Source organism: Wolbachia endosymbiont of Leptopilina clavipes, assembly GCF_006334525.1.
GTDB lineage: Bacteria > Pseudomonadota > Alphaproteobacteria > Rickettsiales > Anaplasmataceae > Wolbachia.
The window spans coordinates 1-24,933 of sequence record NZ_QJHA01000016.1; the positions used below are offsets into that span (position 1 = coordinate 1).

Here is a 24,933-nt window from a genome sequence, read left to right on the forward strand (position 1 = left end):
ATACCTCAGATTAGTAATAAAGTATTAATTATTTTATGCTAAAATAGGTTTAATTTTATTAAAGGAAACAGCTTATGACTACAGATTGCAAAGAAGAATTATCAAATTGCACTTCTAGGTACAGAGAAGAAATTGTAAACAACAAAAAAGCAATTGAACAAATCATAACTGGCAATAATAAAATCAATATAAGCGATTACTTTTATCGGGGTGATAAAATCTGTAACGAAGAAATATTTAATGCAGGAAGCGAGTGTTATGGTACAAAATATGGTGGGAAACAAAAATATACATATGATGAGTGGAAGTCAAAAATTGAAAAATCTAACGCTAACGAGTTGTTAAAAGACAAAAATTTGCAAGAAACGTTAAAAAGCAAAGATTCGCAAGAAGAGTTAAAAGGCAAAATATTAAAGAGTCTTGAGGATTATAAACAGTATCATGAAAAGGTTCTGTCGCATTTGTAGGGAAGTAGAAAGAAGAATGATATAATTGTCTAAAAAAAAAGCAAAGATGTTTCGTATCAATCAAAAATTGTTGCCATATTTCAAAGGATTTAGCTTTTCAGCGGATGTTATCTGTATACATGAAATGTCGATTCTCTTTGAGCTATCGAGATTTGGAAGAAATGATGAGTATAAGGGGAGCAAAATGCTACGTTACAAAGGTGGGTTATCACCACTGATAGATGAGGCAGTAAGGAAAAGAAAGAAGCAGGTTGGTAGTAGTTGGAGAGACTTACATTAAATTAAACGGTAAATGGGTTTATTTATATACTGTAGACTTCCTCTTGTGTGTTAGTAGAGACAAGTCTGCAGCACTTGCATTCTTTCGTAAAGCCTTCAGGAGTAACTATCTTCCTGAGAAAATTGTAATTGATAAAAGCGGCAGTAATACTGCTGCTCTTGATGATTTGAATGCAGAAATTTCTGAAGATTACAGTTCTTCAAATAAAATATCTAAATAATATTGTTGATAGATTTATCAAAAAACTAATAAAGCCAATGCTTGGGTTTAAAAGCTTCCATTCCGCAAAGATTACCATCACAGGCATAGAAAATATTCGTATGATTCAAAAAAGACAAATTATTAAAATAATGTTTCTACTTTTGAGAATTTTGCTATGTTAATGGCTTCATAACTCCTATAATCCCACCTTTAATGATCTTCTTTCCTATGGTTTATAGATGCGACAGAACCTTTTTTATAGGATTGGGGCTAAAGAAAACTTGCATGTAAATGTATCAAGGTATAAAATTATAAATATTAAGAATGAATAGGTTAGTTATGAATCTTGTAACAAAATCCGCTATCGATTTTACTGCTTCGGCTGTTCTTGCTAGTGGAAAAATAGTTGATGATTTCTGTTTAAGTAAACATATAAAGGATAAGTATGCTGTCCTTTTTTTCTATCCACTTGATTTTACTTTTGTCTGTCCAACTGAGTTGATATCATTTAGCAACAAAATAGAAGATTTTTCAAAACGTAATGTTGAAGTGATAGGAATAAGTATAGATTCAAAATTTTCACACTATAAATGGCGAAACACTCCAGTTAATGATGGTGGTATTGGAGAGGTTAGCTACAATTTAGTGTCTGATATCAAAAAGTCTATATCAAGAGACTATGGGGTCTTATATGATGACTCAATTGCACTAAGAGCAACTTTTGTTATTGATAATAAGTTTGTTGTACGTCATCAATCGATAAATGATTTTCCTTTAGGGCGTAATATCGATGAGTTTATTAGAATTATTGATGCAATAAAACATAATGAAGAGCATGGTGAAGTATGTCCAGCAGGGTGGAAAAAAGGTAAGCCAGCAATGCAGGCAAGCGATGAAGGAGTGGCTGATTATCTAAACTCACACAGTGCAGAATTATAAATTGAGTACAAAAGTTCTTATTATTGGATCTGGAGCAGCGGGTTATGCTGCTGCTATATATGCAGCACGTGCAAATTTAGAGCCAATTGTAGTAACAGGAATGCAACCTGGTGGTCAGCTTACAATTACTACGGATGTTGAAAACTATCCAGGTTTTATTTCTATACAAGGTCCAGAACTCATGGAACAAAAGAGGTTGCATGCAGAGAAGGTGGGGGCAAGGGTAATAAATGACGAAATAAAAAGCGTTGAACAACTTGAGGATTCTAATGAGTATAGATTTAGATCTTGTGGTAATGCTAGTGACTACTATTCGAATGCAATTATAATCGCAGCTGGTGCGCAAGCGAAGTGGCTTGGCCTGGAGAGTGAAAAGAAATTTCAAGGTTACGGAGTTTCGGCATGCGCAACTTGTGATGGTGCATTTTTTAGAAATAAAGTTGTAGCTGTGGTTGGTGGTGGAAATACTGCTGTTGAAGAAGCAATATTTTTAACTAGATTTGCTAAGGAAGTTATACTGATACACAGGCGTGATAAGTTAAGAGCAGAGAAAGTAATGCAAGACAGGCTCTTTAAAAATGATAAGATAAAGGTAATATGGAATCATACCGTAGAGCAGATTCTTGGAGAAGAAAATCCTAAAAAAGTTACTGGCATTACAATTAAATCGACGAAAACCAATACAGTTCAGGAATTAAAAGTGGATGGAGTGTTCATTGCAATTGGGCATGCACCAAATACAGGTATTTTTAAGGGCTTTGTTGAAATGGATCAGCAAGGTTATATAATTACGAAACCTGGAACAACTCTAACCAGTAGGGCAGGGGTGTTTGCTGCTGGTGATGTTCAAGATAAGGTATATCGCCAGGCAGTAGTTGCAGCAGGTACAGGGTGCATGGCTGCACTTGATGCAGAAAAATTTTTGGAATCATAATTAGTTCTAAAATTTTTAACTAAATTACTTGCAATTTTCTTTGTTTTTTTTATAATTATGTCAATAAATTATAGATTGAGGAGAATTTAGTATGCTTTCGAGAAGTAATGTAGGTTTTAGAAGAAGTGTTGTTAATGATACAGGATTACGAGCTCAAAATCAAACAACTTCAGGACAATCAACAACAAAATTATTTAAAGCTATTGATGAAGGAAAGCTAGGAGATTTTGAGCGAGCTCTGGAAGAAGGTGCGAATGTTAATACGTTTGATCAGGGATATACACCATTAATGACTATTATCATGGGTGTTGATGATAGTCCTACAAACTTAAAAATGATGACTTTGCTTTTACAGCACCAGAATTTAAATATTAATGCTCAAGAAACTAAAGAATCCAATACAGCTCTACATCTAGCCTTTCTCATGGAAAATAGGAATTTTGTACAGATGTTACTTAGACATCCTAACATGAATACAAACATTAAAAACAAAGTTTTTCTTCTTCAGGATCAATATCTTGAGCCTCGATATAATCGTTCCAGAGCAGATCTTATAAAACATGCAGAGTACAAACAATGGTTTTCTTATACTCCTCAGGGATATATTGAAAAAATAGGGCGAATACAAAAAAGGAGTTTTCACATCTTACAATAGAAATACAAAAAGCACAAACAGGAAAAGAATTATTAGATGCTCTTTCTAACAGAAATATTGACCGAGCAAAAAGACTATTAAATCAAGAACTCAACCCTAATTGTTGGAAAAGAAATTCAAATGGAGAAATAGAAACACCACTTAGCCTGATTATCAAATCATGTTTACAAGGAATAACAGAGGAAAATAAAAAAGAAGTACTGACTAAATTTTTAAAACATAAAGACCTAGATTTTAGTCAAATAAAACCAATACCAGCTATAGAGCAAAATTCAAGATTGAAGCAAATCATTGAACAAGCTATGAAAGAGCGATTAACTGATGCTATTAATAGAAAAGATTTGAATGATGTAAAAAAATTAGTAGAAGATAATTGCTTCATAAATCGTGCAATTGTTACCGCTGTGTTGAGGAATGTTAATAATCCAATTGAATCTATTAAAAATTATCTCAATGAGAAATTTCCTGCAAGTATGGAACAGCCTTCAGCAAATGCACATAATGTTGCTCCGGAAATAAACGATGAGTTTATTGCTCAAGAATTGCAGCGACTTGAAAACCTGGAAGGTGAACTTGAAAGAACAAAGGCTCAACTTGCAGAAAAAGAGCAAGAGTTGAATAGGACCGTAGATGAAAGAACAAGAGACACTGACAAAATTTCACAGTTAGAAAGGGATTTAAGGCAAGAGAGATTAGAACTTCAAGCTCAAAATCAAGACTCAAAGAACAAAAACAGAAAACTTTCAGAAGCAAGCATTTATAATAGAAGGCAAAGTAACTATGCCTCTGCCTCTTTTGTGTTATCTGGAGCGTTTGCTATTGGTGCATGTTTAACAATATCGAATTTAGAAATATGTATTTCACTTGCTGTAGCTGCACTTGTTTTCATTGCAATTGGGTGCTACTGTTCATATAAAGCAAGTACAGTACTGAGTGATGTGACAAGCACTGAATTTGGTAATGTTATCAGTTTAAGATAGAGTTAAGGTTTTTACTTCTTCTCTAAACTCTGCTGAAAGTTTTATACATCCTGAAAATACCTTGATAATTCGAGTGAATGTGAACCTGAGTGGTTTCAAGACTTAAATAGTTGTTGTAAACTTGCTTTTATTATCTTTTAGTTTAAGAAATTAAAAATTTAACGATGAGAATTATAATTACAGACCAAAGTAAAAAGTAGGCTTTTCCATTTGATCTATTTTTCACTTGTAATTTTTTGTCAGCTATTAGGTTTAATTTTTCTATAAGGCTAAATATTCCTTGGATTGTTTTGATGGGATAAGAGCTTTTAATTTTTTCCCTATACCCTATTTTACTTTCATGTTGACTGTTTATCCATGTTTCAACTACTTTCCACATATTGATTTCTGGATAGACTTTCCTACATGTTCCTTCTAATAAAATCATAGTTTTCTGCAGCAATAACAATTGTGTTTGAACTTTCATATCAAAATCACCAGTTATTTTTAGTAGCTGAGTAAGTAATCGAGCAAATGAAATCTTCTGTATAGGCTGTCCAACAATGGGCTCACCTATTGCTCTGCAAGCTGTAACAAAATTTCTATGCTGTGATGGAACATAACCGGCTCTAAAGTGCATTTTTGCAACGTGATCATAATCCCTATTTAAAAAGCCTTTGAGTATCTCTATAACGTAATAGCATGTCTCACGATCTATTCTACCCATGATTCCACAATCCAGGGCAATAATATTGTTATTACTATCGATCATTAAATTTCCAGGATGCATATCAGCATGAAAAAAACAATCCCTATATACCTGATTACAAAAAGATTCTATAAGATTGATAGCTATTTGCTTTCGGTTATTCAGCTTTTCAACTTCGTATATTGGTATAGCTTCCATCCATTCTAATGTTAAAACCTTTTTTGAAGTTCTACTCCAATCTATTTCAGGTACGTAGAAACCTCTGTCATGTTTAGTATTTTCCTTCAGTTCCGAAGAGTGGGCAGCCTCAAAGCGTAGATCTAACTCTAATCGGCAAATTTCAGCAAAAGTTTTGACTAATTCAACTGGCTTCAGCCTTTTTGATTGTTCACTAAATTTTTCTGCAATTTCTGCAAGCCAAGAAAGCATTTTTATATCCCTTGAGAATGTTTTCTCAATATTTGGCCTCAAAACCTTTACAGCAACTTCCTTACCCTCAATTGTAACTGCTCTATGCACCTGAGAAATTGATGCTGCTGCAATTGGCTTTTCAGAAAAACTTGAAAAAATGTCGCTTAATTTACAATTAAACTCACTTTCTATAGTTTTAACTGCTATTTTATACGAAAATGATGGCAATCTATCACATATCAATAGCAAGTTATTTGTTATGTCCTCATTTAAAATATCAGTGCGTGATGAAATGGATTGCCCAAATTTAATGAACACCGGACCTAATCTTTCAAGAGCACGCTTTAGTTTATGACCTTGTATTTTATTTATTGATTTTTTTGATGGTGGAAGTAAATAAGGTAACACATTGTAGCGTGTTAGCACTGTAGTTATTTGCAGAAGACGTAGAATATTTTGAATCATTTCGCTGCGTAACTGCCAAATATTTCATTTATCTCCATAATTTCATCAGGTTTACCTTGATAATAGATAGTATTATTTATGCAAATTATGTAATCTGAGGATGGTAGAGCAGAGTTAAGGTCATGAGAAGTCATGAGAATCGACACTGATCGTTCTTTTGCGATTTTATTTATAATATCATAAAATTTAGCTCGTGCGTTAATATCCATTGCACTGACTGGTTCATCTAAAATGATCAAATCAGATTCTGAAATTAAACAACGTGCAAGTAGCAGTAGTTGTGTTTGTCCTGCAGAAATTTCTAATACTTGATTCTTTAAAATGTTACCGATGCCAACCAATTCTATCGCTTCTGTAACGATAGATTGATTTTTTTTGAATCTCTTCGAGGAGCTATTGAAAAGGAAAGACTCAACTGTTATTGGCATCAAATTACCAATACTAAAATTTTGTGGCATATAGCTAATTTTTACATTATCGGCAAATAAAATACTGCCAATATAGCCTTTATTTATACCAGCAACTGCTTTCACTAAAGAGGTTTTACCTCCGCCATTTGGACCAAGTATTGTAACTATATCTCCTCTTTGTACTGATATGTTGATATTATCAAGAACTTTTTTATTACCATATGAAAGAGTAAGGTTTTCTATTTTTAGAATGCAGTTATTGACATTACTTAACTTTTTGGCGAAAATTGACTTCTTCTCAATATTTATATGAGACATTTACTGATTTTTTTTCTATTACTTTTACTTACACTATACTACAATAGTGCCTTTTCATCCAATTTAAAAATTGTAGCTACAATCAAACCTATACACTCACTTGTAGCTTCTGTTACAGATGGGATTTCAAAGCCAGAATTACTAATGTACGAAATAGTGTCTGAACATAACTACATGCTCAGGCCTTCAGATGCAAGTAAATTAGAATCTAGTAATATTATATTTTATATCGATGATTCTTTGGAAACATTCATTAAAACTTTCGCTAAAGAAAATAAGAAGTTAATACCGCTATCAAGTGCAATCGATCTACTTCCTGCTCGACCACATTCATTTTCTAGTCACATTCAAGATGAAAAAGATTTGCATATTTGGCTGAGTCCTGAAAATGCAAAAAGTATGATACTTTCTATCAGTGCAACATTATCTAATATAGATAAAGAAAATACCTATCGATACAATACTAACGCAGAGGAGGCTATAAGAAAGATAGACCAAGAAGTAGAAAAAATTACGAAAGAATTGGATGAGTTAAAAAATCAAAAATACATAGTTACTCACGATGCTTATCAATATTTCGAAAAATATTTTGATTTAAGTTACCCAAGCGCCATTCTTTCTATAGAAGAGGATTCTTACATAGGTATGAAGAGTTTAATGAAATTAAAAAAGGTAATGAAAGAGGAAAACGTTAAATGTATTGTTTCTCATTCACGAGAGGATAGCATAAAGCCTAATGTCTTTTCTAGTGACGTAAAAATGGTGATTCTTGATCCTATTGGAGGATCAGATGTAGAGCCTGGAAAGGATGCATATCTAGATATAATCAGCAGCATTGCACAAAATTTCAAGTCTTGTTTCACTGAGTAATGAGTTCTTTTATCTATTCAGATAGCATTGCAAACTTAGTGCTTTCTATTCCAATCACAACTATACCGACATTATCTACCAGAAGTATATCATCCCAGTATCAAGTACTGGGATGATATCTTCTACTACGCAAATTACCACAATGTCCGCACGGCTATACACGTGATGCTGGAATTCTTAGCACACCTTTTGATTTATGAAAAATCAGTGTCTGCATTTACTTCTATTTTTTTATCTATTTTATTTTGCCATTTTACTGCTTACTCTGTATTCAAATTACATGAACCTTTTTATATTAGGCAAGCTCAGGTTATTTTTACGTTTATATATTGATCCGATCTAGTCCAATAAACCCTCTAAGGAAAACCCTTAGATTTTTGACCTACTAACGTGTGACACTTTAGGTTTTAGAGCGTTTTCTGTGTTTTATACTTTATGTTTATTAATTGTGTAATGATCAACACTATGAGTTTCACCTTCCCTTCCATTATATCTCTGAGCTCTATTATTTAGAGTATAACTTGATTATAAACTATATATAACAATAAACTTACTTTAATTTTTCTTCTTTAAATAATACGTGTCTTCTGACCACTGGGTCATACTTCCTAAACTCGAGCTTTTTGGGAAGGTTCTTAGGATTACGTTTTTTTACACAAAAATAGCCTGTTAGTTTCTCTTCTCCAGTTTTTGTTGTTTTAGTTGCAGTGCTAACTAGCTTGACAAGCAAAGAAGCATTTTTTTTCGCCATAATTGTTAGTGATATAATAAACTCTATGCAAGTTTAGAACGCAAAACACTGAAAGTCAACCCAATAATGCAGGTCGCAAAATTCTTGACAATCAATAATATATTAAGTAGTATAAAAAGATTTCAGAATGAAAAGCAGACGGTAAATAAGTGGCGAGTGATGGCAAAAGGTTATTATTGATAGAAAGTACTACCTGTTCTAACGAGGTAAGGGTTGCCCTACTAGTTAATGGTAGGGTTGTAGAGTTTGAACAAGAATTCAAGGAAAAAAGACAATTAAGAGGTAATATATACGTTGCTTATGTAAAGCGTATAGAGCCTGCTTTGCAGGCCGTGTTCATTGAGTATGGAAAAAATAAGCAAGGTTTTTTGTCTTTTTCTGAGATATCTCTAAATTACTTTAATATTCCAGAAAAAGAGAAGGAAATTTTCCCTGACGAAGGCTATTCGAGCGGTGTGGACTGTTCAAATGATAATTGCACAGAAGAAGGCCTGGATTCTACAGCTAGTAATGAATCCAGCAGTGGTTTTGTGGGGGAGGTACATTTACATAGAAAATATAAGTTACAAGATGTGATTTCAGTAAATCAAAAGTTATTGGTTCAATTAACTAAAGAAGAACGAGGAAATAAAGGAGCTTCATTTACAACGTACGTAACTTTGGTCGGTAGATACTGTGTTTTCATGCCCAATTCCATAAGTAGGGGTGGAGTATCTCGCAGAATTGAAGATACCAACGTTAGAAAACAGTTAAAGGATATATTAAATTCAATAAATTTACCAAAAGGCTCAGGTTTAATAGTAAGAACTGTTGGTGCAGGAAAAAGTAGGAAAGAAATTGAGCAAGATTACGATAATTTGACCTTATTATGGCGAAATATCCAGCAAAACTTCTCTTCTTTAAATGTTCCATCATTAATTTACAACGAAGCAGATGTAGTTATGAGGTCTGTACGTGACTTTTGTAGTAATGATACAGAAATTATAGTATCTGATAGAGAAGTTTGTGAAGCGGTAAGAAAATACACTAAAAATGTGTTACAAGGGAAATTGCGTCCTAGATTATATAGAGGTTCTGTTCCAATCTTTACTTACTATAGAGTCGAAGATCAAATTTCTGAATTATATAGCAATAGAGTAGAATTGCCATCTGGTGGGTCTTTGGTGATAACCTTAACTGAGGCATTTGTTTCAATAGACGTAAATTCAGGAAAAATGACAGGAGAAGATAACATAGAAGAAACAGCTTATAGAACTAATATGGAGGCATTATCTGCAATATCAAGGCAAGCGAATCTCAGGGGCTTATCAGGGTTAATAGTTGTTGATTTTATTGACATGTTGAAACTTGAGTATTGCAAAAATGTTGAATTTGCTATCAAGCAGGCGTTTAAAGATGATAAAGCTAAAGTTCAATTTAGCTTTATCAATGACTTTGGTTTAATGGTCTTTTCAAGACAAAGAATTAAACCAAATATACAGGAAATTAATACTACAGAGTGCTTACGCTGTAAAGGTATTGGAAGAGTGAAATCAAACGAAGTGGTTGTTGCATCGATACTAAGGGATTTGCAACATATTGCTAATAAAAATCAAAATAAGTCCTTTGATTTAATAGCACGCAGTGCAGTTATAGCGCACATTTTTAATAATAAGCGTGATATGGTTTCTACAATCGAAAAAGAGTTCAATATTACATTAAATGTTAGTATTGATAATAGTTTAGATGCGGATACATTTATTTTAAAGCAGGGAGACCATATTAATTTTAATGATTATAAGCCATTGCAGAATTCTGGATGTCAAATTGTGAATAGCAGGGATAAAGAAGCTGGTAGTTCAGATAAACTACCGGGCAACTTTTGGTTAACTAAATGGCTTTCGCGCCTTTTGGGCTCTAACAACTAAACGGGACTTGTAATTAACGAGTTTTATACTTATATATTTTACATCAGATAATATTTAAAAGGGAGTATTCATTATGGGAAGAGCAATAGGTATAGATCTTGGAACAACAAATTCTTGTGTTGCAATAATGCAAGGCAAGGATACAAAAGTAATTGAGAATAAAGAAGGAGCAAGAACTACTCCATCTATAGTTGCATTTACTTCATCTGGAGAAAGGTTGATTGGCTCTCCAGCAAAAAGGCAAGCAACTACCAATGCAAGTAATACTTTTTTTGCAACTAAGAGATTGATAGGTCGCCAATATAGCGATCCTGAAATGAAGAATCTAGGTGTACCGTATAAGGTATTTGCAGCAAAAAATGGTGATGCATGGGTTAAAACAACTGATAGTAAAGAATACTCTCCTAGTCAAATTGGTGCATTTATACTACAAAACCTGAAAGAAGCAGCTGAGGCTTATCTTGGGGAAGAAGTAAAGGATGCTGTGATAACAGTGCCGGCGTACTTCAATGATTCTCAACGTCAAGCAACAAAAGATGCAGGAAAAATTGCTGGATTAAATGTCCTCAGAATAATTAACGAACCAACTGCTGCAGCACTTGCTTATGGTCTTGATAAAAAGCACGGACACACAATAGTAGTGTATGATCTTGGTGGTGGTACATTTGATGTTTCAGTTCTTGAAATAGGTGACGGAGTTTTTGAAGTAAAGGCTACAAATGGTGATACTCACCTTGGAGGAGAAGACTTCGATAATGCAGTAGTAAATTATTTACTGGGTGAATTCAAGAAAAGTAATGGCATTGATTTGAAAAACGATCCAATGGCTATGCAAAGAATCAAAGAAGCTGCAGAAAAAGCAAAGGTAGAATTGTCAAGTGTAATGGAAACAGAAATAAATCTACCGTTTGTTACAGCTGATGCAAGTGGCCCAAAACACTTAAATATGAAGCTAACAAGAGCAAAGCTTGAAAGTTTAGTGAATGATTTAATTGAAAGGACTATAATTCCTTGCAAAAAAGCTCTTGAAGATGCTGGTTTGTCTGCTAGTCAAATTGGTGAAGTAGTTCTTGTTGGTGGCATGACTCGTATGCCAAAAGTCATAGAGAAAGTTAAAGAATTCTTTGGCAAAGATCCACATAGAGGAGTTAACCCTGATGAAGTTGTAGCAATTGGGGCTGCAATACAAGCAGGAATTATTCAAGGTGATGTAAGAGATGTGTTACTACTTGACGTAACTCCACTTTCTCTTGGTATTGAAACTCTAGGGGGAGTGTTCACTCCACTTATTGAACGTAATACTACTATTCCCACAAAAAAATCTCAGGTGTTTTCAACTGCAGAAGATAACCAAATAGCCGTTACAATTAAGGTACATCAAGGTGAAAGAAAATTGGCGATTGATAATAAACTGCTTGGTCAGTTTAGTTTAGAAGGAATACCACCTGCTCCTCGCGGGGTTCCTCAAATTGAGGTGACATTTGATATAGATGCAAATGGAATAGCGCATGTTTCTGCAAAGGATAAAGCTACTGGAAAAGAGCAAAAAATACGTATTCAGTCTTCAGGTGGTTTATCGGAGGATGAAATAAATCGGATGGTGAGAGAAGCTGAGGAAAAAGCACAAGAAGATGAAAAGCGTAAGAAATTTATTGAAGTGAAGAATCAAGCGGATAGTTTAGTTCATTCTACAGAAAAATCTCTGACAGAATATGGTGATAAAATTTCTCCAGAAGATAAATCTGCTATTGAAAATGCAGTTAATGAGTTAAAGGAAGTGAGTAAATCTGACAACATTGATGATGCTGATTCAATACAACGGAAAGTTACTAACCTCTCTCAGTTATCTATGAAACTTGGAGAAGCTATGTATAAGGAATCTCAACAACAACAAGGTGGAGAAAGCTCATCCACAACAAATAATGAGGAAGAAAAAGTAGTAGATTCTGATTATCAAGACATGGATAATAAAGAAGAGAATAAGTAATTCGATTGTCATCCCAGTGCCCAGATACTGTGGGATGACAAGAGGAGCGTATTGTTGCTTCAAGGAACTATTGTGGATATTATTAAGACAATAGAAGAAAAATTACGCGATTCAATAGGTATAATTGATATTAATATTATCGATGAATCAGCAAAGCATGTAGATCATTATTTTGTTTCTTCTTCGACACTACCTTCACATATCAAATTAGTATTAATATCTAACGACTTTTCTGGAATGAGCTCTTTAAAGAGGCATAAATTGATCTATGAATTATTAAAGAGTGAAATAGAGCGATTACATGCGATTTCTCTTCACTTGTATACGCAAAGCGAATACAATCTAAAAAATAAATAATAAAAATGTGAACGAAGAGTCTTTATTAGTTAAAGCAGGAAGAAAATTTAATGATTATAAAGGGTCGATGAACCCACCAGTTTATCATTCTTCTACTATATTATTTCCTACTTACAAGGACTACTTAAATGCAGCAAATGGAGAAAGTATATACGATGTAATCAATGATGGTGTTGCAAGGGATTACAGTTACAGTAATGTTGGTACGCCTACTGTTCATTATTTTTCAAATGCACTGGCTGAAATTGAGGGTAGGGGACAAGCACTCATCTACCCTTCTGGATTATTTGCACTTACTTTTGCTATTTTAACTTTCACTAAAGCAGGTTCGCATGTCTTGATACAAGATAATAGTTATTATAGACTAAAGAGATTTGCCAAAAATGAACTACCAAAAAGAGGAGTAGAAGTAACTTTTTATAATCCGACACAGGATATAACTGATTTAGTTCAGAGTAATACTTCACTAATCATGATTGAGACTCCTGGTTCCATAACGTTTGAGATTTCAAATATAGAGCATATAGTAAAAGTTGCTAAAGAATGTGGAATCGTAACCGTTTGTGACAATTCATGGGCCACCCCTTTGTTGTTTAAGCCGCTTGATTATGGAATTGATGTTGCACTATATGCGGTGACAAAGTATCTAGCTGGTCACTCAGATTTAGTGATGGGAGCTATGGTTGCTGAAGGTGAAACTTTTAAATTGCTTTATGAGAGCTATAAAAATTATGGAGTCACCATTCAATCGCATGACTGTTACCTTGCACACAGGGGACTTAGAACACTGCAAACACGCATGAGGAAGCATCAAAGTACAGCAATGCAAGTGGCAAAGTGGCTGGAAAAACATCCAAAAATCAAAAGAGTTTTGTATCCAGCACTTCCCTCCCATCCTCAACATGAATTATGGAAAAGTTATTTCAAAGGGGCAAGTAGCGTATTTAGTATAGTACTCGATAGAGAATATTCATGTGAAGAACTAGGCTGCATGGTTGATCACATGAAAGTTTTCGGCATTGGTGCTTCTTGGGGAGGATGTGACAGTTTGATACTACCAGTAGACCATAGATCTATGTCAAGATCTGTCATGAATTCAGATTATGGTGGAAGTTTTGTGCGAATATTTTGCGGACTAGAAGATCCTGAAGATTTGATTTTTGACTTGAATACTGCATTAATAAGACTGCCATGTTCAAGTGTTAAAGATGATTGTGAGACTGAAAGAGCTACTGCATAACATTGTAAATGCTGACTTTGATATTGAAATCAAAGGCGTCACATGTAATCCTAAGAGAGTTAAAGAAGGTTACCTTTTTGTTTGTGTGTCAGAAAGGAGTAAAGAACACGTAACATGTCTTCCTAATGAATGTGTACACAACTGTGTAGACGTTGTAATACAAGGGGCAAAGAAAGATGTCATCCCAGTGCTCAGACACTGGGATCCAGAAAATTTAATTGTAAATAAGCATACTAGACAATTGTATAATGAAAACTGGATTCCAGTGTCCGCTACTCGAATGACAAGTACTCCAAGTTTTGCAGTGCTTTACCACTCGGACCCTCAAGGAATATACAGTGAAATAGTCAGCAGGTTTTATCAATTCAAACAACCTAAATATATTGCTGCTGTAACTGGTACGAATGGTAAAACTTCAGTAGTGGAGTTTTGTCGCCAGATTTGGCAAGATAATGCAGCGTCTATAGGAACACTGGGAACATGTGTCAATAATAATAGAAAAGATAATAGCCTTACAACGCCAAGTGCAGATGATCTTTATTCCACATTGCGTGACATAAATAATAAGAACGTAGAACACTTAGCATTAGAAGCTTCAAGCCATGGAATCGATCAATACAGAATCCATGGACTTAGGCTCAATGCTGCAGCTTTTACTAATTTCTCTCAAGATCATTTGGACTATCACAAAAGTATCGATGAGTATTTTGAGGCCAAGAAAAGGTTGTTTGATGAGGTATTGCCAAAAGAAAAAACAGCGATTTTAAATGCAGATATAGGCGAATATGGAGAGTTGCTCAACATAGCTGAAAAGCGTGGCAACAAAGTTATAACCTATGGAAAAAAAAACTCTGACATTACTTTATTAAAGCAGATACCCACTGCCAATGGTCAATACCTAACAATTCAAATCGGTGATGAAATTTATAACGCATTTTTTCCGATTTTTGGGCAATTTCAAGCATATAATTTGTTGTGTGCAATCGGTATAGTTATTTCATCTGGTATGGACTATCAAAGAATGTGTATAGATAAACTCGCTTCTCCACCTGGAAGAATGGAAAAAGTGAACACTTTTGCATTTGTCGATTACGCTCATACTTCAAGTGCACTCAAACAAGCTCTGTTGTCTTTAAAATGGCACTTCAATAAAAAGATAGTTCTAGTGTTCGGTTGTGGCGGGAATCGTGATCAAACAAAACGTGCAGAGATGGGTAAAATAGCACAAATGCTTGCAGGTAAAGTTATAGTCACAGATGACAATCCGCGTGATGAAGATCCGGGGAAAATTCGTCACGATATTTTGTTACATTGCCCTGATGCACTGGAGATAGGAGATAGAAAAAAAGCTATAGAGAAAGGTATAAATATAGCACATGATGAAAATATGATTCTGCTAGTTGCAGGAAAAGGACATGAAAGATTCCAAATAATAGAAGGCCAATCCCTTGAATTTAGTGATGTTGAAGTTATTAGAGAGGGCCAAAAATTTGCTACTGCTGTTTTGCTCTCTCCTTCATCCAACGCCTGAATGGCTTTTTTCCTTAAGTCATAACTGTACGCTGCTGGCATTTTTACCTTCTTGTTATACTAAATCACTATCTTATCTTGTTCCTACTATTATGAGAAGAGCTATACAAGGATATGAAAGTGGAGATTGTGGTTACAAGATTAGTGAGAGAATATAGAAAAATTGAGGATGAAATATTGCGTGATATAGTTCATTTAGTGATAAAGGCTCTTACAGGTATAGTAGCGCTTCATAAGTAAGAATATTTTTACAAAGAATTTAATAATCACAATTTAGGCAATGATGAAAGTTCTTTAAGAAAAAAGTTTAATACTATCAAGAAAAGTTTGCATAGGCATAGCAATATAATACATAATAATCAAAATATCTAAAATTCTGTCAATTTATTTGCACAGTCAATCACTTGAGAATTCGGAAATTGATTTTTAAACCAAGTGTACTGGCGTTTTGCATAATGCCTTGTGTTTGTTTGAGCAATCTGTATTGCTTCGTCTAAAGTAATCTCCCCTTTTAAGTATCTTATAATTTCTGGTACTCCATGTGCTTTCATAGCTGGCAAATGTGGAGATGGGTTCATGCTAAGTAGGTTTTTTACTTCATCAATTGCTCCATTTTCAACCATTTCAATAAAACGAGAATTTATTTTTCGGTATATATCCTCGCGTTTAGGTAGAATTGTATATACCTTAAAATTATTGAACAAAGGAGGCTGTCTATTTTCTTGCCATACAAAGATTGTCTTGCCAGTTTCAGTGATAACTTCAAGTGCTCTTGAGAGGCGATGTGAGTCATTAATAAATATTTTACCTTGAATCCTTGGATCTTTGCTTAGCACTAATTTGTAGAATTCCTCTTTACTTAAATTTTTCCTAAGTTCATTTACGTTTTCTCTCACTTCCTGGCTTATTTGTGGAATCGATGATAATCCCTTGATTAAGCTGCTAATGTAAAGCCCACTTCCTCCAGTGATGATGGGTATTCGTGAATTTTTCAGCGCGTTGTTAACTTCCCTCTTTAAATCCTCTAGCCATAAACCTACGGAATAATTTTCTCTTGCTGAAACATAACCGTATAGCCTATAAAATTCTTTCTGCTTTGGTGGTTGAGCAGTAATTACGGGAATCTCTTTGTATACCTGCTTTGAGTCACAGTTTATTATGCTAATGTTTTTATACTTTTTTATCAAGTTATCGCATAATTCTGATTTACCTGAGGCTGTAATTCCTGTAATAATTACTATATTATCCTTCATTTATATTAATTTAACTAACCTATGATAGGGTGTAGTAAAAATTTGGATTCTACAATCTAAAATTTGGAGACTTTTATGGCAGAAAATGATAACGATAACTCGTTTACTAAGCGTTTTACAAATAGGACCTCTAATGAGACAAGAGGAGGTTTTTCCAGTAAGTATTCATCTCAAAATACCAAAGAACATGCACTAGGAGCAAAAGGAAAAATTTCTGAATTGGCAAACAAAAAAGCTGAAGCCAAGGAAGCTTTTTCTGAAAGTGGCGGCATAAAGAGTAAAAGCAGAGCTATCAACGAAAGATCCTTTGCTGATGCAACAAGAAGAAGTAGATCAGATCTCATATATCTAGTTCGTGGTAAAGATCGAGGAAGATCAGCTTGGCACTATGTATTAGTTGATAAAGATAAAAGAGAAATGTTTCTGGCAAAAAGTAGAACTGGCTCTATAGATGTTGCAGATTATGGAGAGATTTTACATTCAGGATGGGGATATGATCCACCACAGGAGATAGTCGATAAAATCAATGCGGAGTTCGGATTATAGTAAATCTGTTGTAAAAACGAGCAGTTGCTAATAAAATTTACTGTAAGTATACAACAGATGCGTGCTAGCCATTTCGGTATCTTAATTGCTACCATATAGCGAGATAACTGTAAACCCAGAGCTATTGTAGATATAAGTTTTAGCTATATGGTATTTGAAGTAATAAATGCAATAAAAAATAATTTGTTAGCATGCTTTCCAACAGAGACAGTATATGCTCTTTCTTGTAATCCGCTAGGTAACGAATCTATAGAAAAAATATATCGAATAAAAAAGCGTTCTCAAAACAAGCCGCTCTCTGTATTTGTTAGTAATATTGATAGTTTGATAAATATAGCAAAGGTAAAGGAAGAGTATATCGATTTAATAAACTATTTTTCTCCTGGACCAATGACCTATATTTTACCACTTCAAGATAACAGTATATTACCAAATGAGTTCTTTAAAGATAGTATAGGCATAAGAATTCCTGATCATCCTATTGCGATTTCAATATTAAATGAACTGAAAACTCCAGTAGTTGCAACTAGTATTAACATTTCAGGAGAAAAAAGTATATGCAAAGCAAGAGATATACCTCAGTCTATTAAGCGACACTTATCTGCAGTAATTGAAGATGATGAATTAGTTTCTGGTATAGAATCTACTATTATTGACTTAACTGGAGACAAGATTAAGGTTTTAAGAAAAGGTAAAATTTCATTACAAACAATAAATAACGAATTTTCAAACTAAGATCTATAGGAGAAAGAATGAAAAAGGTGATAGGCCACAACCAAGCAAAAAAAAAGATAATGAACAACTTGTCTGTTCAATCTTGGCTGATCTGTGGTAAAAAAGGTATAGGAAAAGCAACATTCGCAAAATCCTTTTCTAATTGGTTTCTTATCAAAAATTACGATGAAGTAGCATTAGACTTACACATTGTTGAAGGTGATACAATAGGAGTAGAAAAGGTGAGAGAAATAAAAAACTTTTTGCACTTAAGCCCCATTCAATCAGAATATAAAATAGCTATAATAGATAGCTTAGAGTCAATGACTAATAATGCTAAAAATGCAATATTAAAAATATTAGAGGAGCCGCCACAAAATTCTAAAATATTTGTAATTAGCCATAAGCCATATGATGTACAAACCACCATCCGGTGTAGGTGTTTTCAGCTGAATTTACTTCCATTAACTTACGATGAAACAAAGCAGGTTGTTTCATCTCAGTGTAAATTCGACGATAAAATATTTAGTGAGATCATTACTTTGTTTCCTGGAACTCCGGGAGTAATAATAAATGCAATAAACAGTGGTGCTTATGAGTCACATAAGCATTTTTATACATTTTTCCGTAATCTAAATAATTCTGATATAGTTAATAAAATAATTAATAGTGAGATTGAGCTAGAACTAGCATCACATATAATTCAAACCTCCATTTTAGAAAGTATAAAGAAAGAAGTAAATAATGTTGAAATTCTACTAAGTCAATGGAAAGAAATAGATGAACTTTTCGTTGCTGCAAAGCAATTTCGCTTAGATAAAAAGCATGTTTTAGCTAATGTAGTTAACATCATGACACAAAAATGTAATACTTTTAACATAAATTTATGATAAAATTCTGCTAATTTAATACTGAAAGTATATAACTTGAATGATAATAAATTAACTGTATGGCAATCAATAGAAGTTTTAACAAACACTATACTGAACATGCAGAAAGAATTGAGTTTAATCAAGAATACATCTTTAGATCAAGACGTCACTTTAGAAAAAGGGAAGGAGCTATCAAGTGGCATCTATGAGGCAAATTTTAAGCTAAACAAGGCAATCAATATAGCTACTTTGCCAAGAATTGGCTATCATATGATTAATGATGAACTTGTTGTACGTAATCATATTACGAAAGAGGAAGTAAAGATCCCTAGAGATTTTCATTACTTTAAAGTTGTTAAATCCAATCACGATGATTGTAAATTAACGTTTTGTAATTTTTTAGGTAATGAGTTTTTTGAATATAAAAAGTATGATCCACAATATTCTGGTCTTTCAGATGAATATAAACTCATGGATTTTGGTAGTATAAAAAAGACTAATAATCTAAAACTTAAGGAGTATGTTGGTCATGCACCTAAATTTTGCTGTAGAAGGATCTATTGAGCCTGGATCTGAAAACCATGTAATTGATCTATTTGAGCTAGTCAGAGACGGTAAAGGCAAAAAAGTGGGAACTCTTGCTGATGAATTTGGTTATTTTGATGATCAAAATAAATTACACTACTATAATTATCACAAAAGTGCAGAAAGTAATACTTATGATCCTGAAAGCTTCAGTGTAAAAATGATAAATTTAGATGTGAGCAAAATTGATAAATTTCACCTTATTGCAGAACAAGGTGATATAATAATTCATCCCATTTTGGAAAATTTAGACATATTTTAAAGTTTTTTAGAGTATCCAGTATATTATATAATTTGGTTTGTATTATGGAAGATAAATTACTTGAATCAGTAAAAAACAAAAGTTACTTCAGGAAAGCAGTTGAATGGTATTGCCACAGATACCTGTTCTGCGTTGTAGAAAGATCTTGGATGGCGTTAATAGCGTTACTTCTCTTAGTATGTTTATTTTTATCACTACTAAACATATACCTATTACTTCCTGTTAAAAAAGATTTAAATTTTGTGAAGTATATGAACCACACAGAAGATGAGTTCTCTGCAATACATAAACTTAGTTTTAGTAAAAAAGAAGATGAGTACATTTCCATAGCAAGGTATTTAATAAGTAAATATATTGAAACATATGAGTCCTCTCGGACTGTTGAGCCAAAGTATCAAGAAAATTTTATAAAAAACAATTCTGTATACAAAATCTACCAAAACTTTCAGGAAAAAGTGAACAATGAAGCTGTTTCATCCACAAGAAAAATTACCAACATAAACGTAACAACATTATCTATTGACCGGTTGACTAAGAACTTAGTTACATTTGCTGGAAACGCTACTGTAGTTTTTACAGCTGAGCAAAATAAGAAGATGAAAGATTATGCTGTGGAGGTCAGCTTCACTTTGTCAAATATAAAAGCAACTCTAGCTGGAATAGTGCCATTTAAATTTATTGTTAATAGCTATAAATATAGATGATTATATTTATAACATTATTTGGTAGCTAAAAAAAATAACTAAAGTGCATATAGCAGTAATAACTGGGGGTAAAACTAGAAGCATTGGTGTCTTTTTAATAAAATAATTTCTAGAAGGTTTTGAGAAAAAGGCGTTGTAAATTATTGGTAAAAAGTATAGAGCATTGAGTATAGTACTAACAATTAACACTAGAGTTACAAACACAGAAAGTGTTACATTACTAGAGTTGAAAACAGCTTGAAAGATGAGAAATTTGCTCCAAAAAGTCGGAGCAGGAGGTACTCCTATCATGGACAATGCACCTATAGTGAATGCTATCATGCTAATTGGCATACTACGTCCTATACCGTGAATTCTATCTATATATTTTTCACCCGTTTTCGTTATTATGATACCTGCAAAAAAAAATAAAGTAATTTTTGCAAATGCATGGCAAACTAATTGAAAGATTGCAATCTTCATGCTGAATTCACTAAAAATTGAAGCGAACAATATAATATACGACAATTGGGAGATGGTAGAGTAAGCAAGCAATTTCTTTAATTCCTTTTGCTTTAATGCAATCAACGATGCAGTAATGATAGTAAATCCAGCAGCGTACGGAAGCCACCCTCCAGCAAACCAATTTTGCTGCACAAAACGTTGCATATTATCGACGCCAAAAGTGTATAATATAACTTTGATGATGATGAAAACTCCGGATTTCACAACAGCAACAGCATGTAATAGTGCACTCACAGGAGTTGGTGCAACCATTGCTTTTGGTAACCAAAAATGCATTGGCATTAATGCAGCTTTTCCTATTCCATAAATCAGCATAGCAAAACACACTGCAATAAAAGTGATGAGTGAAGTATCAAACTTGAATATTCCACCACTTACAAAATCTAAAGTATGGAATTCATTATATAATAGGCCTATTGCAGGAAAAAATAATACTAAAGAAGAGAAAAATAGTAAACCAAAGTAATAGCGTCCTGCAATTACTGATTCATTTGTTGAGTTGTAAGTAATCAGAGGGTATGTACTAATAGTTAGAAGCTCATAAAAGACAAATGTAGTGAGCAAATCTCCAGAAAAAGCAATAAACATTGCACAACTGATTGATGTTGAAAAAAAGCATAGAAAACTTGAGTGATTGCTATCAGCATAGTTATTTCTCATATAACATATTGCATATATACTGGTTAGTACCCACAAAAATGATATTAATAAACTGAATATTGCTCCACTAGACTCTAGCTTTAAACTAATATGCAAATTATTACCAAAATCCATGAGAATAAATTGAGAATGATCACCATACACCAAATATAAAGTGCATAGAGATGTATACGCAAACAGAAGCATAGAAGAAGCAACAGTAACGCTACTGTTCACTCTGGGCCATTTACTAGTAAAAGAAATAGCTAATGCACTTAAAAGTGGGATCAACGCAGTAATTAACAAATAATTCTCAGTAATAAAAAGTGGCAAGGAAAGAGATATTAAAACAAAATCCATTAAGTAATTCATCTTTCTGTTTAGGTAAAGCTAAAATTATATTCAAGTTATAGAGAATTTGCTATTTTTTAGTTGTATATCGGAAGTGTTAAATAAACCATACGCATCAAGTTAAGAAAAAGTGGCGTAAGGAAGAAAGGAAATAAGAAAAAACTATTTTATATATTAAGTAATAAAGTTAGTAATTTATAGATTTTTCTAAAAAAATATCTTATCCTAGATAAGAATTTCCTAAAAAAATAAATGTAACAAATAAAATGCCAATCTTAAATATTGCTATATTTCACGATAGCTACTTAATTTGGCACGTATGGTTTGTTAAACACTTCCAGAATTACTCAAAACCGCTACAGACTATATCTTTCTGTATAATCTTTAAATGCACCTCTATTGGAGTCAAAATGTAGTTTCACACTACCAATTGGCCCGTTTCTTTGTTTTGCAATGATCAGTTCTGCAATATTTCTAATTTTCTCCATTTTCTCTTGCCACTCTCGATGTTTATTACTTCCTTCATTTGGTTGCTTTCTTAATTCATAATATTCTTCTCTATAAAGGAACATTACTATATCCGCATCCTGCTCTATGCTTCCTGAATCACGTAAATCAGAAAGTTGTGGTTTTTTATCATCCCTTTGCTCAACAGAACGAGAGAGCTGTGATAGTGCAACAATGGGAATATTTAGTTCCTTTGCAATTGCTTTTAAACCCTGCGTCACTTCTGAAATTTCTTGCACTCTATTTTCACTACTCCTTTTTGTTGTTCCTCGAATTAACTGCAGATAATCGATAAAGACCAACTCTACATTATATAGTTGATAGAGAAGACGTATTCTGGTACGAAGAGCACTAATTGATAACGCAGGAGTGTCATCTATAATGAAAGGTAATTCGGATAGATCTGTACTAGCATTAATGAATTCGTGTAATTCAAAATCACTAATTCTCCCAGTCAGTGCCTTATAATAACCAATGCCTGAATCTATAGTAATCAATCTTGCGGTCAATTGCTCTGCTGACATTTCAAGTGAAAAGAATGCTACATAATGTTGTTTATCTGTTCTTTTTTGCAAAATCTTACAAGCATTAAGTGCGATGTTCAGCGCCAATGCTGTCTTTCCCATTGAGGGCCTTGCAGCTATAATTAACAGATCAGATTTCTGCAAACCACCAAGAAGCTGGTTTAGGTCTTGAAGTCCGGTTGTAATACCTAGAGCCTCTGGGTTATTCTTCAGCTTGCTGATCTTCTCAACCACATCTTTAATTGAACTTGCAAGCTTTATATATGTCTTATCACCTTGCTTTTTTACTGCTAAGTTGAACAACTTTGTCATTGCCTGCTCAATTTGTACCTGTGCAGGATTTTCAATGTCGTAGTTGTAACTATCGTCAACTATCTCCTGTCCGAGCTTGATTAAGCATCTCCTTAAATAAGTATCACGGATTATTCTGGTCAAGCTATAGATGTCAAGCGCAATGCTTGCCTTTGCTGCAAGTTTTGCTAGGTACTCAACTCCACCACATTCGGCAAATGCTTTATCATTCTCGAAAAACATCTTGAGGCTCAGTTCATTAGCAACTATACCGTGTTTTCTGGTTTTAGATATCTGGGTAAAAATGCTTTGATGTAGTGGATCATAGAAATTATCTGCTGCAATTATATCTTCGACTGCATCACAAATTCTATTATCACGAACCATTGCACCAATGAGCATTTGCTCTGCTTCTAAATTGTGTGGCAATTTACATATTTCTTCTCTTGAATCAATAAGATTGGCTAATTCATTCATTTTAATTTTTCAGAGTAATGATTGATTATTGTAGAATATTCAGTCCTTACTTGAAAGAGAAAAAAATTTGACTAATCCTGTGTTGCTTATAGCATTAAAGTAGGCCCCTGTGGTGGAATGGTAGACACGGCAGACTCAAAATCTGTTGCTTGCAAAAGCATGCTGGTTCAAGTCCGGCCAGGGGCACTCAAATATTGGAAAATGCTTTATGTTACACAAGTTTTTTAATAGTTTATTTTCCATTCTTTCTTCGATAAATGCTATTCAAAGGGTAAAGAAAGATGAAAATGGAATATGTTACGTAACAGGACTTAGACGCTATTTGTCAGTGCTGCTTGATTTAATTATCATCATTTTGTTCTTGCAGCTTTGCGGCCAAGCCTTAAGCCAACTCTTCATGAACTCAGAGAGCAGTAAAATATTAGGCCAAATTGCTGCGAAATATCAGATGCAAACACCATTATCTGCAGAGGAAACAGCAATGCAGAGTAAACTAATCAAGTTACTAGTTCTAAATCAGATAGTTCAATTTATTATGCTTTTTAGTTATGTAGCATATATGTGGATAAGATTTGGCGCTACACCTGGAAAGTTATTACTTGGACTCAGAGTTGTAAATGCACAAACTTTTGAAAAATTGACTCTAAAACAAGCAATAAAGAGGTTTTTTTCCTTTATATTGTCAACTTCACCACTATTCTTAGGTTTCATATGGGCAAGCTTCGACAAACGTTGCCAAACTTGGCACGATAAGATTGCAGGCACAGTAGTTGTAACAAGTAAAAGTCTTAGATGTATGGTCTCAGAACATAATAGAGTGGATTAAGGGTTCTGTCGCATTTGTAGGGAAGTAGAAAGAAGAATGATATAATTGTCTAAAAAAAAAGCAAAGATGTTTCGTATCAATCAAAAATTGTTGCCATATTTCAAAGGATTTAGCTTTTCAGCGGATGTTATCTGTATACATGAAATGTCGATTCTCTTTGAGCTATCGAGATTTGGAAGAAATGATGAGTATAAGGGGAGCAAAATGCTACGTTACAAAGGTGGGTTATCACCACTGATAGATGAGGCAGTAAGGAAAAGAAAGAAGCAGGTTGGTAGTAGTTGGAGAGACTTACATTAAATTAAACGGTAAATGGGTTTATTTATATACTGTAGACTTCCTCTTGTGTGTTAGTAGAGACAAGTCTGCAGCACTTGCATTCTTTCGTAAAGCCTTCAGGAGTAACTATCTTCCTGAGAAAATTGTAATTGATAAAAGCGGCAGTAATACTGCTGCTCTTGATGATTTGAATGCAGAAATTTCTGAAG

General features: G+C 33.6%; 22 protein-coding genes, 1 tRNA gene and 3 pseudogenes. 20 read left to right on the forward strand and 6 right to left on the reverse strand.

Features of this window, described 5'->3' with window-relative positions:
- Window positions 1–74: 74 nt before the first annotated feature.
- The 6 genes and pseudogenes from OUY_RS01435 (at window position 75) to OUY_RS06300 (ending at window position 4,456) form a co-directional block, all read left to right on the forward strand.
- Entirely contained in the window at window positions 75–467 is a 393-nt protein-coding gene (locus tag OUY_RS01435; protein ID WP_139686496.1) for a hypothetical protein, read from the forward strand.
- Between the two features lie 46 nt (window positions 468–513).
- Window positions 514–1,141 (forward strand): annotated as a pseudogene (locus tag OUY_RS01440) (IS6 family transposase).
- A gap of 146 nt (window positions 1,142–1,287) precedes the next feature.
- On the forward strand, window positions 1,288–1,887 hold the full coding sequence (locus OUY_RS01445; protein ID WP_139686509.1) for a peroxiredoxin: 600 nt from the start codon (window positions 1,288–1,290) through the stop codon (window positions 1,885–1,887).
- Window positions 1,874–2,821 carry a thioredoxin-disulfide reductase gene (trxB, locus tag OUY_RS01450; RefSeq protein ID WP_010401482.1) on the forward strand — a complete coding sequence of 316 codons (948 nt, stop codon included), beginning with the start codon at window positions 1,874–1,876 and terminating at the stop codon, window positions 2,819–2,821. The genes OUY_RS01445 and trxB overlap by 14 nt, the downstream gene beginning before the upstream one ends.
- Window positions 2,822–2,912: 91 nt before the next feature.
- Complete coding sequence (locus OUY_RS06295; RefSeq protein ID WP_246038583.1) at window positions 2,913–3,476, forward strand: ankyrin repeat domain-containing protein; 564 nt, start codon at window positions 2,913–2,915, stop codon at window positions 3,474–3,476.
- A gap of 302 nt (window positions 3,477–3,778) precedes the next feature.
- Window positions 3,779–4,456, forward strand: coding sequence for a TomO hydrophobic C-terminal domain-containing protein (locus OUY_RS06300; protein ID WP_246038584.1), 678 nt, complete (start codon window positions 3,779–3,781; stop codon window positions 4,454–4,456).
- A gap of 142 nt (window positions 4,457–4,598) precedes the next feature.
- Here the strand turns inward: OUY_RS06300 and ubiB are convergent, their stop codons facing one another.
- Both ubiB and OUY_RS01465 read right to left on the reverse strand, forming a co-directional pair.
- Complete coding sequence (gene ubiB, locus OUY_RS01460; protein ID WP_010401467.1) at window positions 4,599–6,020, reverse strand: 2-polyprenylphenol 6-hydroxylase; 1,422 nt, start codon at window positions 6,018–6,020, stop codon at window positions 4,599–4,601.
- Window positions 6,017–6,748, reverse strand: coding sequence for a metal ABC transporter ATP-binding protein (locus OUY_RS01465; RefSeq protein ID WP_010401464.1), 732 nt, complete (start codon window positions 6,746–6,748; stop codon window positions 6,017–6,019). The genes ubiB and OUY_RS01465 overlap by 4 nt, the downstream gene beginning before the upstream one ends.
- Here OUY_RS01465 and OUY_RS01470 point away from each other — a divergent pair.
- Window positions 6,740–7,618, forward strand: a complete 879-nt coding sequence (locus OUY_RS01470; RefSeq protein WP_139686497.1) for a zinc ABC transporter substrate-binding protein — start codon at window positions 6,740–6,742, stop codon at window positions 7,616–7,618. The genes OUY_RS01465 and OUY_RS01470 overlap by 9 nt on opposite strands.
- A 550-nt stretch (window positions 7,619–8,168) precedes the next feature.
- Here OUY_RS01470 and rpmG read toward each other — a convergent pair.
- Window positions 8,169–8,369, reverse strand: coding sequence for a 50S ribosomal protein L33 (gene rpmG / locus OUY_RS01475; RefSeq protein WP_012481745.1), 201 nt, complete (start codon window positions 8,367–8,369; stop codon window positions 8,169–8,171).
- Window positions 8,370–8,518: 149 nt separating this feature from the next.
- On the opposite strand from rpmG, the gene OUY_RS01480 reads away from it, so the two are divergent.
- The 5 genes from OUY_RS01480 (at window position 8,519) to OUY_RS01500 (ending at window position 15,391) form a co-directional block, all read left to right on the forward strand.
- Window positions 8,519–10,276, forward strand: coding sequence for an Rne/Rng family ribonuclease (locus OUY_RS01480; protein ID WP_139686498.1), 1,758 nt, complete (start codon window positions 8,519–8,521; stop codon window positions 10,274–10,276).
- A 73-nt stretch (window positions 10,277–10,349) separates the two neighbouring features.
- Entirely contained in the window at window positions 10,350–12,263 is a 1,914-nt protein-coding gene (gene dnaK, locus OUY_RS01485) for a molecular chaperone DnaK (protein WP_139686499.1), read from the forward strand.
- Window positions 12,264–12,335: 72 nt separating this feature from the next.
- Window positions 12,336–12,620 carry a BolA family protein gene (locus OUY_RS01490; protein ID WP_139686500.1) on the forward strand — a complete coding sequence of 95 codons (285 nt, stop codon included), beginning with the start codon at window positions 12,336–12,338 and terminating at the stop codon, window positions 12,618–12,620.
- 7 nt (window positions 12,621–12,627) lie between these two features.
- Window positions 12,628–13,860: a cystathionine beta-lyase gene (gene metC, locus OUY_RS01495; protein ID WP_139686501.1), complete on the forward strand. Its 1,233-nt coding sequence runs from the start codon at window positions 12,628–12,630 to the stop codon at window positions 13,858–13,860.
- Complete coding sequence (locus OUY_RS01500) at window positions 13,829–15,391, forward strand: Mur ligase family protein (protein ID WP_139686502.1); 1,563 nt, start codon at window positions 13,829–13,831, stop codon at window positions 15,389–15,391. The genes metC and OUY_RS01500 overlap by 32 nt, the downstream gene beginning before the upstream one ends.
- Before the next feature lie 367 nt (window positions 15,392–15,758).
- On the opposite strand, the gene miaA is transcribed toward OUY_RS01500, so the two are convergent.
- On the reverse strand, window positions 15,759–16,643 hold the full coding sequence (gene miaA, locus OUY_RS01505) for a tRNA (adenosine(37)-N6)-dimethylallyltransferase MiaA (RefSeq protein WP_010407423.1): 885 nt from the start codon (window positions 16,641–16,643) through the stop codon (window positions 15,759–15,761).
- A gap of 75 nt (window positions 16,644–16,718) precedes the next feature.
- Here miaA and OUY_RS01510 point away from each other — a divergent pair, with 75 nt between their 5' ends.
- The 5 genes and pseudogenes from OUY_RS01510 to OUY_RS01530 all read left to right on the forward strand — a co-directional run bounded on the left by OUY_RS01510 (window position 16,719) and on the right by OUY_RS01530 (window position 20,326).
- Window positions 16,719–17,189, forward strand: coding sequence for a hypothetical protein (locus OUY_RS01510; RefSeq protein ID WP_139686503.1), 471 nt, complete (start codon window positions 16,719–16,721; stop codon window positions 17,187–17,189).
- Between the two features lie 147 nt (window positions 17,190–17,336).
- Window positions 17,337–17,924 (forward strand): L-threonylcarbamoyladenylate synthase, encoded by a 588-nt coding sequence (locus OUY_RS01515; protein WP_139686504.1) that lies wholly within the window; start codon window positions 17,337–17,339, stop codon window positions 17,922–17,924.
- Between the two features lie 17 nt (window positions 17,925–17,941).
- Window positions 17,942–18,793 carry a DNA polymerase III subunit delta' gene (locus OUY_RS01520; RefSeq protein WP_139686505.1) on the forward strand — a complete coding sequence of 284 codons (852 nt, stop codon included), beginning with the start codon at window positions 17,942–17,944 and terminating at the stop codon, window positions 18,791–18,793.
- Window positions 18,794–18,829: 36 nt separating this feature from the next.
- A pseudogene (locus tag OUY_RS06750) lies at window positions 18,830–19,622 on the forward strand (hypothetical protein).
- 44 nt (window positions 19,623–19,666) lie between these two features.
- The gene (locus OUY_RS01530; RefSeq protein ID WP_139686506.1) at window positions 19,667–20,326 is read left to right on the forward strand and encodes a VirB8/TrbF family protein; all 660 of its coding nucleotides are present in this window, start codon (window positions 19,667–19,669) and stop codon (window positions 20,324–20,326) included.
- A gap of 6 nt (window positions 20,327–20,332) precedes the next feature.
- Here the strand turns inward: OUY_RS01530 and OUY_RS01535 are convergent, their stop codons facing one another.
- Window positions 20,333–21,829 (reverse strand): proton-conducting transporter transmembrane domain-containing protein, encoded by a 1,497-nt coding sequence (locus OUY_RS01535; protein WP_010407433.1) that lies wholly within the window; start codon window positions 21,827–21,829, stop codon window positions 20,333–20,335.
- A 347-nt stretch (window positions 21,830–22,176) separates the two neighbouring features.
- Window positions 22,177–23,619: a replicative DNA helicase gene (locus tag OUY_RS01540; protein ID WP_139686507.1), complete on the reverse strand. Its 1,443-nt coding sequence runs from the start codon at window positions 23,617–23,619 to the stop codon at window positions 22,177–22,179.
- A gap of 103 nt (window positions 23,620–23,722) precedes the next feature.
- Between OUY_RS01540 and OUY_RS01545 the strand changes: the two genes are divergently transcribed.
- The 3 genes and pseudogenes from OUY_RS01545 to OUY_RS01555 all read left to right on the forward strand — a co-directional run.
- Window positions 23,723–23,805: transfer RNA gene (locus OUY_RS01545), tRNA-Leu, on the forward strand.
- A 22-nt stretch (window positions 23,806–23,827) separates the two neighbouring features.
- A complete protein-coding gene (locus OUY_RS01550; RefSeq protein WP_139686508.1) occupies window positions 23,828–24,445 on the forward strand; it encodes an RDD family protein in 618 nt (205 codons plus the stop codon).
- Between the two features lie 66 nt (window positions 24,446–24,511).
- Window positions 24,512–24,933, forward strand: a pseudogene (locus tag OUY_RS01555) (IS6 family transposase); the annotation flags it as partial.

Bases quoted from the DNA above. Each gene is read 5' to 3' on its own strand.
- ubiB (WP_010401467.1), bottom strand. From the start codon at position 6,020: ATGATTCAAAATATTCTACGTCTTCTGCAAATAACTACAGTGCTAACA.
- OUY_RS01550 (WP_139686508.1), top strand. From the start codon at position 23,828: ATGTTACACAAGTTTTTTAATAGTTTATTTTCCATTCTTTCTTCGATA.
- OUY_RS01520 (WP_139686505.1), top strand. From the start codon at position 17,942: ATGAAAAAGGTGATAGGCCACAACCAAGCAAAAAAAAAGATAATGAAC.
- OUY_RS01510 (WP_139686503.1), top strand. From the start codon at position 16,719: ATGGCAGAAAATGATAACGATAACTCGTTTACTAAGCGTTTTACAAAT.
- rpmG (WP_012481745.1), bottom strand. From the start codon at position 8,369: ATGGCGAAAAAAAATGCTTCTTTGCTTGTCAAGCTAGTTAGCACTGCA.
- OUY_RS01535 (WP_010407433.1), bottom strand. From the start codon at position 21,829: ATGGATTTTGTTTTAATATCTCTTTCCTTGCCACTTTTTATTACTGAG.
- dnaK (WP_139686499.1), top strand. From the start codon at position 10,350: ATGGGAAGAGCAATAGGTATAGATCTTGGAACAACAAATTCTTGTGTT.
- OUY_RS01515 (WP_139686504.1), top strand. From the start codon at position 17,337: ATGGTATTTGAAGTAATAAATGCAATAAAAAATAATTTGTTAGCATGC.
- OUY_RS06300 (WP_246038584.1), top strand. From the start codon at position 3,779: ATGAAAGAGCGATTAACTGATGCTATTAATAGAAAAGATTTGAATGAT.
- OUY_RS06295 (WP_246038583.1), top strand. From the start codon at position 2,913: ATGCTTTCGAGAAGTAATGTAGGTTTTAGAAGAAGTGTTGTTAATGAT.
- OUY_RS01470 (WP_139686497.1), top strand. From the start codon at position 6,740: ATGAGACATTTACTGATTTTTTTTCTATTACTTTTACTTACACTATAC.
- OUY_RS01530 (WP_139686506.1), top strand. From the start codon at position 19,667: ATGGAAGATAAATTACTTGAATCAGTAAAAAACAAAAGTTACTTCAGG.
- OUY_RS01465 (WP_010401464.1), bottom strand. From the start codon at position 6,748: ATGTCTCATATAAATATTGAGAAGAAGTCAATTTTCGCCAAAAAGTTA.
- OUY_RS01435 (WP_139686496.1), top strand. From the start codon at position 75: ATGACTACAGATTGCAAAGAAGAATTATCAAATTGCACTTCTAGGTAC.
- OUY_RS01500 (WP_139686502.1), top strand. From the start codon at position 13,829: ATGATTGTGAGACTGAAAGAGCTACTGCATAACATTGTAAATGCTGAC.
- OUY_RS01540 (WP_139686507.1), bottom strand. From the start codon at position 23,619: ATGAATGAATTAGCCAATCTTATTGATTCAAGAGAAGAAATATGTAAA.
- miaA (WP_010407423.1), bottom strand. From the start codon at position 16,643: ATGAAGGATAATATAGTAATTATTACAGGAATTACAGCCTCAGGTAAA.
- OUY_RS01445 (WP_139686509.1), top strand. From the start codon at position 1,288: ATGAATCTTGTAACAAAATCCGCTATCGATTTTACTGCTTCGGCTGTT.